Consider the following 11,534-nt stretch of genomic DNA (forward strand, 5'->3'; position numbering starts at 1 on the left):
CATTCAGCGTAACGGGTCGGTGGGACATTTCATTCCGATCCCTGCGATATCCGCCCTGAGCGGAGACGGCGGCCCGCGGTGTCCGCCGTCCTGAGTACGCTGGCGCCATGAGCATGGGCGGGATGGGCGGTGGTCCGCGGGGCGGTTTCCGCGGCGTGGACGAGGACGCCCAGCGTCGGCTCAACGCGGAGGCCCCGAAGATCGACGGGCTCGGCACCCGGGTCGTCGCTCTGTTCAGCGCCTACCGATGGCGCATCCTCTTCACCGGTGTCCTCGTCGTCGTCGGCGCGGGTATCGCGGTCATCCCGCCGCTCCTCGTGCAGCGCATCTTCGACGACGCCCTGTTCCCCGTCGACGGCGGCGGTCCGCACCTCTCGCTCCTCGGCGTCCTCGTCGGGGTGATGGTCGGCCTCTTCCTCTTCTCCGCGGTGCTCGGCGTCGTACAGACCTGGCTCACGGCCACGGTCGGCAATAGCGTCACAGGCGACCTCCGGGTGCGGCTGTTCGAGCACCTGCAGGCGATGGAGCTCGGCTTCTTCACCCGGACGAAGACCGGGGTGATCCAGTCCCGGCTGCAGAACGACGTGGGCGGTGTCTCCGGCGTGCTGACGAACACGGTCACCAGCATCCTCGGCAACGCCGTGACCGTGGTCGCCTCGCTCGTCGCGATGATCCTCATCGACTGGCGCCTCACCCTCATCGCGGTCGTGCTCATGCCGTTCCTCGTGCTCGTGCAGCGACGCGTGGGGCAGGTGCGGGCGCGCATCGCGGGGGAGACCCAGGAGTCGCTGTCCGAGTTGACCTCCATCACCCAGGAGACCCTGAGCGTCTCGGGCATGCTGCTGTCCAAGGCGTTCAACCGCCAGCGCACCGAGTCCGAGCGCTACCAGCAGGAGAACCGCAACCAGGTCCGGCTGCAGGTGCGCCGGGCCATGAGCGGTCAGGGTTTCTTCGCGGTCGTGCAGGTCATCATGGCGAGCGTGCCGGCCGTCATCTATTTGGTGTCCGGCTACCTCATCACGGGCGGGACGGGAGCGATCACCGCGGGTACGATCGTGGCCTTCACGACGGTCCAGGCGCGGCTGCTCATGCCGCTCATGGGGCTCATGCGGGTCTCGCTCGATCTGCAGACCTCGTCCGCGCTGTTCGCCCGCATCTTCGAGTACCTCGACCTCGTACCGGAGATCACCGACGCCCCCGACGCGATCACCGTCGCCCAGGCCCCCGGGCCGCGCGGACGCGTCGAGTTCCAGGACGTCGTGTTCCGCTATCCGGATGCCGCGGTTGACTCGCGCCCCACGCTGCACGGCGTCTCGTTCGTGGCCGAGCCCGGGCAGCACATCGCCTTCGTCGGCCCGTCCGGCGCCGGCAAGACCACGATCCTCTACCTCGCGCCTCGGCTGTACGAGGCCAAGGGCGGCGCGGTGCTGTTCGCGGGGGCGGACGTGCGCACGCTCACGCAGGAGTCGATCATCGACGACGTGGGCATCGTCTCCCAGGAGACCTACCTGTTCCACGCGACGATCCGCGAGAACCTCCGCTACGCGAAGCCCGACGCGACCGACGAGGAGCTGGTCGCCGCCTGCACCGCGGCCAACATCCACCACATCATCGCGGGCTTCGAGAAGGGCTACGACACCGTCGTGGGGGAGCGCGGATACCGGCTCTCCGGCGGAGAGAAGCAGCGCATCGCCATCGCGCGCGTGCTGCTGAAGGACCCGCCGGTGCTCCTGCTCGACGAGGCGACCTCCGCCCTGGACACCGTGTCCGAGCGCGTGGTGCAGGAAGCCCTCGACGAGGCGGCCAAGGGGCGCACGACCCTGTCGATCGCGCACCGCCTCTCGACGGTCATGGGGGCGGACGTCATCCATGTGCTGGAGGCCGGTCGCATCGTGGAGTCCGGCACCCACGCGGAGCTCCTCGCGCAGGGCGGCCTCTACGCCGAGCTGGCGGCACAGCAGGTGGCCGCGTCGCGTGTGCTGAACGCCGAGATCGAAGCAGAAGCCGAGGAGGAGGCCGCGATCCGTGGCGGTGTCGAGGAGGGCGTCGATGCTCCGCTCGCCGGGCGCCGTGCGGACCGCGAGCCGGAGGACTCCGCGGCGGCCGACGCCGTCGTGGCGCTCACGACCGGCGTACCGCTGCCGACGGCATCCAGCGCCGACGCCCGACCGCGCCCGACCGACGGCTGACGGCTTCGCGGGTCAGTGGACGGAGAGCCCGCCGTCGACGAACAGCGACTGGCCGGTGACATACGCCGAGCCGGGACCCGCGAGGAAGACCGCGGCCGCGGCGAAGTCCTCCGGGAGGCCGTTGCGTCCGATCATCGTCCGGGCCGCGAGGGCCGCGATCGTGGCGGGATCCTCCTGCAGGCGGGCGTTCAGGGGAGTGAGGACGAATCCCGGGACGAGGGTGTTGCTCGTCACGCCGGTACCACCCCAGGCCTCGGCCTCCGAGCGCATGAGCGACTCGACCGCGCCCTTGGAGGCGCCGTACACCCCGCTGCCCACGAATGCCCGGTGCGCCTGCTGCGAGCTGATGTGGATGAGCCGCCCGTACCCGCGCGCAGCCATGCCCTGCGCCCAGCGCTGACCGAGAAGGAACGGGGCGAGCGCGTTGACGGTCATCGTCGCGTCCCAGTCCGCCTCGGTGATCTCGGCGTAGGGCGGACGGATGTTGATGCCGGCGGAGTTGACGAGGATGTCCGGCTCGCCGAAGGGGACGGCAGCGGCCTCCGCGACCGCGTGGATGCCGTCGCGGGAGCCCAGATCGCCGACGACGCCCGCGGCCCGGCACCCCTGCGCGTTCAGCTCCTCGACGGTCTCCGCGATGCGCTCCGCGCCGCGGGCGACGATCACCGTGGCCGCGCCGGCCCGGGCGAGCGCCGTCGCGATGCCGCGGCCGATGCCCGAGCTGCCGCCGGTCACGACGGCGGTGCGGCCGTCGAGCGCGAAGAGCGAGGAGAGGTAGTCGGTCATGTGGGGGTCCTTCCGGCGGGGCTCACCACGAGAGGGCGTCGGCGAGGGTGGGGTCGGGGCGGGCGTCGACGAATTCGGGAAGGGCGCGCAGTTCGGCCAGGAACGCGGACACCTCCGCCGCGTAGGCGGGATCCGGGTGCGTGTCGGCGATCTCCCGGAGCGGAGCGACGTCCATCGCGAGGATGAGGTCGAGTCGAGCGGTCACGGCGGCGTGCGCGCCCGCCGTCTGCAGCACACGGATGCCGCCGCGGAGCGCAGCGAGGTAGTCGCGGAGCACGGGGAGCTGCGCCTTGCCCTGGGTGATCGAGGTGCCGTCCGCTCGGACGCGCCAGCGCACCACGACGTCAGGCAGCACGTCGAAGGCGCGCGCCCGGGTGTACATCGTCTGCGCGACGACCTGGTCCTCGTAGGCGACCCCCTCGGGGAACCGCAGGTCGGACCACATCTCGGTGCGGCTCACCTTGGACCACGCGACGATGTTCGACGCGGCCTGCGGGTGCTCCGCGAGGGTGGTGCCGAGACGGCGAGGAGAGGTCGCCGCGGCCACCCACGGCTGTACGCGGCCGGGCACGTACCCTCGCCCCTGGGGACGCAGCCGCACGTAGGCACCGGCGGCGAAGTCGCTCTCCGTGCGTTCGAGCGTGCCCACGAGCGTCGAGAGGGCGTCCGGCATCAGCTCGTCATCCGCATCGAGGAAGCCCGTGAAGGGCGTGTCGACCCGTGCGAGGCCGACATTGCGCGCGGCGCCGAGCCCGACGGAATCCTCATGCCGGATCAGGGTGAAGCGGGGATCCGTCGCGGCGGCGTCGGCGAAGATCGCTCCCGTGTCGTCGGTGGAGCCGTCGTCGATGAGGATCGCACGCCACCGCTCGTCCGTCTGCGCACGGAGGGAGTCGAGGGCGGCGGGGGCGAACGCGGCGATGTCGCGTCCGGGCACGATCAGCGTCACGATCGGGGCGGGGGCGGTCACTCCGCCGAGTCTAGGGCCGTCCGTCAGCCGCGGACCGCGTCGACCGCTTCCGCGACGAGTGCGGCGAGACGCTCCGGAGCGTCCGCAGGGAGGGCCGAGCGCCCGAAGGTGAAGCGCACGGCCGTCTGGGCGACCTCCGGGGCGATGCCGCACGCGAGCAGCACGGGGGAGGGCTCGTCGCTGCCGGCGGCGCAGGCGGAGCCGCTGGACGAGATCACCCCGCGGCGCTCCAGCTCCAGCAGCACCGCCTCGCCGCTCACGCCGGCGATCGTGAAGCTCGCCGTCGCGGGGAGCCGCTGCGTGGGATGCCCCGTGAGTGCGGCCACGGGCACGCGGCGCTGCACCTCGGCGATGAAACGCGCCGTCGCGGCCTCCACCCGGGTCGCGGTGTCTTCGCGCTCCCGCTCGGCGAGATCCAGTGCCGTCGCCAGGCCCACCGCTCCGGCGACGTCGACGGTGCCGGACCGCCGCCCACGCTCCTGGCCGCCGCCGTGCAGGAGCGGTTCCAGAGTGAGGCGTCCGCGGACGACGAGCGCCCCGGTGCCCTTGGGAGCGCCGAGCTTGTGCCCGGCGATCGACACCGCGTCGGCATGCAGCTCGTGCAGCGGCAGCCAGCCGGCCGACTGCACGGCGTCGACGTGGAGGGGCACGCGGCGGGCGTGGACGACCTCGCGGAGCGCCGCGATGTCCTGGACGGTGCCGATCTCGTTGTTCGCGTGTCCGAGGGACACGACGGCCGTGTCGTCGGTGAGCGCCGTGTCGAGGGCGTCAGGCGTGATCCGTCCGGTGCCGTCGACGGCGGGCATCGCGACCGTCACCCCGTGGAACCGCGCGAGGTACGCCGCCGACTCCCGGATCGACTCATGCTCGATGGGGGACACGACGACGCGCCGCCGGACGGAGGCGAGCGCTCCCAGGGCGAGTCCCTTCACAGCGAGGTTGTTCGCCTCCGTGCCGCCGCCGGTGAAGACGACATCCCCTGCCCGCGTCCCGAACACGCGGGCCACCCGGGCGCGGGCGTCCTCCAGCGCGCGCGCCGCGGTCTCGCCCGCGGTGTGGTGGCTGGCGGGGTTGCCGAACACCTCGGTGAGGAAGGGCTCCATGGCCGCCCGCACCTCGGGGCGTACCGGAGACGTCGCGGCGTGGTCGAGGTACAGCACGGACTCAGTCGATCCGGAGGTCGAGTCCGAGGTCCAGCGCCCGCGCGGAGTGCGTGAGGGCTCCGACCGAGATCACATCCACCCCGGTCTCGGCGATGGCGCGGACGGTGGTCAGCTCGACGCCGCCCGAGGCCTCCACGATGGCGCGCTCGCCGATGAGCGCCACGCCGGCGCGCAGATCGTCGAGGGAGAAATTGTCCAGGAGCACGGTATGGGCGCCGCCGTCGAGCACCGCAGGGATCTGGTCGAGACGGTCGACCTCGACGACGACGTGGGCGGTGTGCGGCAGCCGCGAGAGTGCCTCGCGGAGAGCCGTCGCGAGATCGAGCCCGGACCTCTGGAGCACTGCGAGGTGGTTGTCCTTCGCCATGACCGCGTCGGAGAGCGAGTACCGATGGTTCCGCCCGCCGCCGGACACGACCGCGTGCCGCTCGAACGCCCGCAGACCGGGCGTGGTCTTGCGGGTGTCGGCGATGCGCGCCCGCGTTCCCTCGACTTCGCGGACGTAGGCGGCGGTGAGCGTCGCGATGCCCGACATCCGCTGCGCGAAGTTCAACGCGACGCGTTCGGCGGTGAGCACAGCGCGGGCCGGCCCTGTCACGGTGGCCAGCACGTCGGAAGCCGTGAAGGCATCGCCGTCGCCCACGTGCAGGTCGACCGTGACGTCCGGGTCGGTGAGGAGGAACGCGGCGGCGAACACCTCGCCGCCGCTGAAGACCCCGTCCTCGCGGGCGACGAGGTCGGCCGTGGCCGTCGTCTCCGCGGGGAGCAGGGTGGTGCTGGTGAGGTCGCCCCAGGGGGCGTCCTCCTCGAGCGCGGCTCCGACGACGCGGTGCAGGGTGGCGTGGGTGAGCATCAGGCGGTCTCCAGGATCGACGGGTGTGCCATGGTCGGTGCGTCGGGGGCGGGATCATCGCGGTGATGGGCGCCGACCGAGGCCGGGCGTGCCAGGGCGGCACGGAGGGTGGCGTCGGCGACCAGCAGCAGATTCCGGTCCTCGTACGTGCGGACGTCGACCGCAGGAGGCAACCCGACGGCCCACCCGCGCACGATGCGGAGAGCGCGCTGCAGGCCGGATCCGTTCCGCCGCAGGCCGACCTCGTCCCACAGCAGCCGCTGCAGAGCCGCGCGGTCGAACGGGGGGAGGGGCTCCGGTGCGACATCCGCGTCCGCCGCGTCTGTCCCGTCCGTCGATGACGGACACGGGGTGATGTCGACGGCAGCGGTGGGCCATGGCTCGTCCAGCGCGGCGGCGGCCCTGGCTCCGAACACGGCTCCTTCGAGGAGCGAGTTGGAGGCGAGCCGGTTGGCTCCGTGTACTCCTGTCCGGGCGGTCTCGCCGACGGCGTACAGCCCCGGGATCGTGGTCCGTCCGTGCCGGTCGGTGACGACGCCGCCCATGAGGTAGTGCGCGGCGGGGGTCACCGGCAGCGGCTCCCGGGACCAGTCGAAACCGCGGTCGCGCGTCACGCGGTCGATGGTCGGGAAGCGGCGGGCGAGCGCATCGGCCCCCAGCCCGGTGGCATCGAGGTGCACGGGCGTCCCCTGCCGGGCTGCCTGCCCGGCGATGGCCCGGGCGACGACGTCGCGCGGGGCGAGCTCCCCGTCGGGGTGGCTGTCGAACACGAACCGTCGTCCGTCGCTGTCGCGGAGCACGGCCCCCTCACCGCGGACGGCTTCGGACAGGAGGAAGACCGGGACGCCGGGGAGGGTGGTCGGGTGGAACTGCACGAACTCCAGGTCGGCGATGGCGGCGCCGGCGCGCAGAGCCGCCGCGATGCCGTCGCCGGTCGTCTCGATCGGATTGGTCGTGTGCGCGTAGAGCTGCCCTGCCCCGCCCGTGGCGAGGATCACGGCGTCGGCCCGGATCTCGACCGCGGCGCCCTCGCGGAGGACCGTGATCCCGCGGATCCGTCCCGCCTTGACGATCAGATCGAGGAGCATCGTCCGCTCGCGGACGGACATCGGCGTGCGCTGAACGGCCGCGCACAGCGCCGCGGAGATCGCGGCCCCGGTCGCGTCGCCCCCGGCGTGGAGGATGCGGGCATGGGTGTGCGCCGCCTCCCGCCCGCGGGCGAGGGCACCGCCCGGCGCCCGGTCGAAGGCGACGCCGCGGGCCAGGAGCTCGGCGATCCGGGCGGCGCCGTCCGCCACGAGGGCGTCGACGGCGGCCGGATCGCACAGACCCGCTCCGGCGCTGATCGTGTCGGCGGCATGCGCCGCCGGTCCGTCGCCCGGCCCGTAGCCGCCGGCCACGCCGCCCTGCGCGAGCGGCGTGCATCCGCCCCCGAGCGCGCTCTTCGTCACGAGCGTCACGGCATGCCCGATCTCGTGCGCGTGCAGCGCGGCGGTGAGTCCGGCGATCCCGGAGCCGACGACGACGACGTTCATCGTGCCCCGGCGGCCACCGGCGGCTTGGCGGCGAGCATCCGCTCGAGCGCGAGGCGAGCCGGGGCGGCGACGTCAGGGGAGACCGTGATGCGGTTCGGGGTGCGGCCGGCGACCAGCTCCTCCAGGACCCACGCGAGGTAGCCGGGGTGGATGCGGTACATGGTCGAGCACGGGCAGACGACCGGGTCGAGGCAGAAGATCCGGTGCTGCGGGTACTGCGCGGCCAGGCGGCGCACGAGGTTGATCTCGGTCCCGACCGCGAACGTCGTCGGCTCCGTGGCCTCGGCGATGGCGCGGCGGATGTACTCCGTGGAGCCGGCCGCATCGGCCGCGTCGACGACCTCCATCGGGCACTCCGGATGCACGATCACGCGGACCCCCGGGTGCTCCGCGCGGGCCTGGTCGATCTGCGCCACGGTGAACCGCCGGTGCACGGAGCAGAAGCCGTGCCAGAGGATCACCTCCGCGTCGACGAGCTCCTCCGGGGTGGAGCCGCCGAGCGCTCGCCGCGGGTTCCACATCGGCATCCGGTCGAGCGGCACCCCCATGGCCTTCGCGGTGTTCCGACCCAGATGCTGGTCGGGGAAGAAGAGCACGCGACGGCCGCGGGCGAAGGCCCACTCCAGCACCGTGGCTGCGTTCGACGAGGTGCACACGATGCCGCCGTGCCGCCCGACGAAACCCTTGATCGCCGCGGAGGAATTCATGTAGGTGACGGGGATCACCGGCACGCGGCCGTCGGAGTCGGGGGTGTCGAGGTCGCCCAGCACGTCGGCGAGCTGCTCCCAGCACTCCTCCACCTGGTCGATGTCGGCCATGTCCGCCATGGAGCACCCGGCGGCGAGATTCGGCAGGATCACGGCCTGGTCGGGCTGCGACAGGAGGTCGGCGGTCTCGGCCATGAAGTGCACGCCGCAGAAGATGATCGCCTCCGCATCCGGCCGCATCGTGGCGGCGGTGGCGAGCTGGAACGAGTCACCCACCTCGTCCGCATGGGTCACGACCTCCTCGCGCTGGTAGAAGTGGCCGAGGATCACCACCCGGTCTCCGAGGGTCGCCTTGGCCGCCTCGATGCGCCGGTGGAGCTCGGCTTCGTCCGCCTCGCGGTAGGCGGCGGGGAGCTCCCCCTGCCGGGGAGCCCCGGTCGGGATGACGTCGCCCATGGAGGATCCGGGCCCGTACCCGGGGCGCGTGTCGAAGTCCCACGGGCCGACGGCGAGGTCGGTGGTGCACGTAGCGTCGGTGGAGGCTCCACCGACGATGGCCTGGATCGCGTGATCGACGGACGGGTCGGCCGCAGGGACCACGGGGGTCGGGATGAAGGTGATGCTCATCGGGTTCTCGTTTCCTCGGGGCGGAGCGGGCCGCGGTCGGCCAGCTCGACGTCGGTGTCGTCGCGGTACAGGCGGGCCGGGCGGTGGCTGCCCGTGCGGAAGCGGTCGGTGCGGGTGAGGTTGCCCGCGGCCTCGACCTGCCGCCGGAAGTTCGCAGGGTCCAGTGGGCGCCCGAGGATCGACTCGTACGCCTCCCGCAGCTCGGCGAGCGTGAACTCGGCGGGCAGGAAGCCCTGGGCCACGCGGCTGTAGCCGACCTTGTTGCGGAGGCGCCAGAGCGCGTACTCGATGATCTCGTGATGATCGAAGGCGAGTGCGGGCAGGCCGTCGACATCGAACCACTCCACGTTCTCCGGCGCGCGACCGGATGCCCGATGCGCGGTGATCTGGGCTTCGACGTCGTCCTGACGCAGCAGTGCCCAGTACACGATCGAGACGACCCGCATGGGGGAGCGGTCGACGGCGCCGAAGGCGTAGAGCTGCTCCAGGTAGGTGGGCGCAAGGCCCGTCGTCTCGGCGAGTGTCCGGGCCGCGGCGTCGACCGGCGACTCCTCGGGGGTGAGCCACCCGCCGGGAAGCGCCCATCGCTCTGCGAACGGCTCGCGGGTACGGCGGACGAGGGGGAGTGCGAGAACGGGAGGACCGTCGTCACCGCGGCGCAGCGTGAGGATCACCGTCGAGACGGCGACGCGGATGTCCGCACTTCGAGTCATATGCACCTTAACCTCCGTAGACGATCTTAGTGTCACGACGACCTTTAGTGCGGGCGCATGACGCAGAAAGGTGTCGAGTCCGAAACGTTATCTCCTGCCCGCAGGAAGGCTTGTTCCCCCGGAGCGGGTTTGTTAGGTTACTGTCCTAACAAACCCCTTCGAGGGCGGCCCGCAGGCCACCTCCCGGGGTTCCCGTGAACCCCGCCCGGGGTTCGGCTCCAACCGGAGAATCCCTCCTGCAGTGCAGCACCGAGAGGAAATGAAGAATGATCCGTAACGGAAAGCGCAAGATCGCGCTCACGGCGGTCGCGGGGGCCTCGGTCCTCGCCCTGGGCCTGACGGCCTGTGGTGGCGGCGGCGGTGACGGCGACGAGGGCGGCAACGCGTCCAGCGACCGTGCCCTCCGCGTCTGGGCCGGCAGCACGACGCCGATCACGACGAACTACAACCCGTTCGCCCCGAACGTGCTCCACGGCGCACTCGGCCCGATCTACGAGCCGCTGTTCTTCTACAACAAGACCAAGGACGAGGAGCCCATCGGCCTCATCGGCGAGTCCTTCGAGTACAACGAAGACGGCACGCAGATCACGGTGAAGATCAAGCCCGACCTGAAGTGGAGCGACGGCGAGCCGCTCACGGCCGCGGACGTGGCCTTCACCTTCCTGTACGAGGCGAACAACCCCGAGGGCAACCAGCTGGTCTCCGCCGAGGCCACCGACGACACCACGGTCGTGCTCACCTACGGCATCGCGCAGTACACCACGGAGTTCCAGCGGATGGGGTCGAGCTACATCCTCCCCGAGCACATCTGGAAGGACGTCGACGACTTCGCGAACTTCACGAACGAGGAGCCGGTCGGGTCGGGCCCGTACGTCGTGGACAAGACCACGAGCGAGTCCTACACGCTGGTCGCCAACGAGAACTACCGCGGCGCCGACGAGCTGGCCATCAAGAAGGTCCAGTACATCGCGGTGGACAACAACCAGACCGCGCAGGATCTCGTGACGGCGGGTGAGCTGGACTGGACCGGCATGTTCATCCCGAACCCGGACGACGCGACCGCCAACGGCAAGATCGAGTGGATCAACACGCCGCAGGACCCGACCGTCCTCTACACCTGCTCGAACGCCGAGCTCGGCTGCACGGGCCCGCAGACGGACGTGGCGGTCCGGCAGGCGCTGAACGTCGCCGTCGACCGCGCCACCATCAAGGACAAGGCGTTCGTCGGTCTCACCGCCGACGTCTCGCCCGCCTACACGCTGCTCCCGCGCGATGAGAAGTGGCTCACCGACGACGCCTACGAGGTCAGCCCGCAGGAGGCCAACGTCGAGGAGGCCGCGTCCATCCTCGAGGCCGCCGGCTACACCAAGGGCTCCTCCGGGATCTACGAGAAGGACGGCGCGCCCGTCGAGCTCAGCCTGATCTCGGTCGACGGCTGGACGGACTACAACGACGCCGCGAAGCTCATCGCCGAGCAGGCCGAGGCCGCGGGCATCAAGATCACCGCGTCGACCGTGCAGTGGCAGGAGTTCGTCGACGCCCGCCAGTCCGGCGAGTTCCAGCTGATCGTCGGCGGCGTGGTCGGCACGACCATCGCCGACCCGTTCCAGATCTACCGCGACTGGTTCGGCGGCACCGAGGTGCAGTCCACCAGCCCCGTCGGCACCGAGATCCCCCCGGGGCGCTGGAACTTCAGCCGCTACAACAACCCGACCGTCGATGCGGCCATCCAGCAGGCCATCAGCACCGAGGACGAGGCGGAGCGCAAGGAGCTCTACGCCACGATCCAGGACGCGATCGTCAATGACGTGCCCTACATCCCGCTCGTGATCAACGCCACGCAGACCTTCTACAACACGAAGGACTACACCGGTTGGCCGACCGAGGAGAACCTCTACGCGTTCCCGCCCTCCTGGGGTGCGATCGCGGCCGGGTACGTGCTGACGCAGATCAAGCCCGCAGGCTGAGTCTCGAGAGGAGCAGGGGAAGCA

Annotated in this window: 9 protein-coding genes; 2 read left to right on the forward strand and 7 right to left on the reverse strand. The window is 71.4% G+C overall.

All coding sequences use genetic code 11. From position 1 onward, the window contains the following. The first annotated feature begins 113 nt into the window (after positions 1-113). The gene (locus AB0310_RS01900; RefSeq protein ID WP_366236914.1) at positions 114-2,189 is read left to right on the forward strand and encodes an ABC transporter ATP-binding protein; all 2,076 of its coding nucleotides are present in this window, start codon (positions 114-116) and stop codon (positions 2,187-2,189) included. A 12-nt stretch (positions 2,190-2,201) separates the two neighbouring features. On the opposite strand, the gene AB0310_RS01905 is transcribed toward AB0310_RS01900, so the two are convergent. Genes AB0310_RS01905 through AB0310_RS01935 form a run of 7 tightly spaced genes read right to left on the reverse strand, consistent with a single transcriptional unit; the run spans position 2,202 to position 9,543 of the window. Beyond that, positions 2,202-2,975: an SDR family NAD(P)-dependent oxidoreductase gene (locus tag AB0310_RS01905; protein WP_366236470.1), complete on the reverse strand. Its 774-nt coding sequence runs from the start codon at positions 2,973-2,975 to the stop codon at positions 2,202-2,204. A 22-nt stretch (positions 2,976-2,997) separates the two neighbouring features. Beyond that, positions 2,998-3,945: a glycosyltransferase family 2 protein gene (locus AB0310_RS01910; protein ID WP_366236471.1), complete on the reverse strand. Its 948-nt coding sequence runs from the start codon at positions 3,943-3,945 to the stop codon at positions 2,998-3,000. Positions 3,946-3,968: 23 nt separating this feature from the next. Then, positions 3,969-5,105, reverse strand: a complete 1,137-nt coding sequence (locus tag AB0310_RS01915) for a cysteine desulfurase family protein (protein WP_366236472.1) — start codon at positions 5,103-5,105, stop codon at positions 3,969-3,971. A 4-nt stretch (positions 5,106-5,109) separates the two neighbouring features. Further along, the gene (nadC, locus tag AB0310_RS01920) at positions 5,110-5,961 is read right to left on the reverse strand and encodes a carboxylating nicotinate-nucleotide diphosphorylase (RefSeq protein WP_315638467.1); all 852 of its coding nucleotides are present in this window, start codon (positions 5,959-5,961) and stop codon (positions 5,110-5,112) included. After that, positions 5,961-7,496 carry an L-aspartate oxidase gene (gene nadB, locus AB0310_RS01925; protein WP_366236473.1) on the reverse strand — a complete coding sequence of 512 codons (1,536 nt, stop codon included), beginning with the start codon at positions 7,494-7,496 and terminating at the stop codon, positions 5,961-5,963. The genes nadC and nadB overlap by 1 nt, the downstream gene beginning before the upstream one ends. Further along, on the reverse strand, positions 7,493-8,830 hold the full coding sequence (gene nadA / locus AB0310_RS01930) for a quinolinate synthase NadA (protein WP_366236474.1): 1,338 nt from the start codon (positions 8,828-8,830) through the stop codon (positions 7,493-7,495). Before nadA ends, nadB begins: the two co-directional genes overlap by 4 nt. Beyond that, on the reverse strand, positions 8,827-9,543 hold the full coding sequence (locus AB0310_RS01935) for an NUDIX hydrolase (protein ID WP_366236475.1): 717 nt from the start codon (positions 9,541-9,543) through the stop codon (positions 8,827-8,829). Before AB0310_RS01935 ends, nadA begins: the two co-directional genes overlap by 4 nt. A 266-nt stretch (positions 9,544-9,809) precedes the next feature. Here AB0310_RS01935 and AB0310_RS01940 point away from each other — a divergent pair, with 266 nt between their 5' ends. Beyond that, positions 9,810-11,510 (forward strand): ABC transporter substrate-binding protein, encoded by a 1,701-nt coding sequence (locus AB0310_RS01940; protein ID WP_315638464.1) that lies wholly within the window; start codon positions 9,810-9,812, stop codon positions 11,508-11,510. Positions 11,511-11,534: the final 24 nt, after the last annotated feature.

The sequence above is a fragment of the Microbacterium meiriae genome (assembly GCF_040702565.1).
Taxonomy (GTDB): Bacteria; Actinomycetota; Actinomycetes; order Actinomycetales; family Microbacteriaceae; genus Microbacterium; species Microbacterium meiriae.

What these genes read in the sequence shown, in the direction of transcription:
- nadB (WP_366236473.1), bottom strand. Translation starts at nt 7,496, where the DNA reads ATGAACGTCGTCGTCGTCGGCTCCGGGATCGCCGGACTCACCGCCGCG.
- AB0310_RS01935 (WP_366236475.1), bottom strand. Translation starts at nt 9,543, where the DNA reads ATGACTCGAAGTGCGGACATCCGCGTCGCCGTCTCGACGGTGATCCTC.
- AB0310_RS01905 (WP_366236470.1), bottom strand. Translation starts at nt 2,975, where the DNA reads ATGACCGACTACCTCTCCTCGCTCTTCGCGCTCGACGGCCGCACCGCC.
- nadC (WP_315638467.1), bottom strand. Translation starts at nt 5,961, where the DNA reads ATGCTCACCCACGCCACCCTGCACCGCGTCGTCGGAGCCGCGCTCGAG.
- AB0310_RS01900 (WP_366236914.1), top strand. Translation starts at nt 114, where the DNA reads ATGGGCGGGATGGGCGGTGGTCCGCGGGGCGGTTTCCGCGGCGTGGAC.
- nadA (WP_366236474.1), bottom strand. Translation starts at nt 8,830, where the DNA reads ATGAGCATCACCTTCATCCCGACCCCCGTGGTCCCTGCGGCCGACCCG.
- AB0310_RS01940 (WP_315638464.1), top strand. Translation starts at nt 9,810, where the DNA reads ATGATCCGTAACGGAAAGCGCAAGATCGCGCTCACGGCGGTCGCGGGG.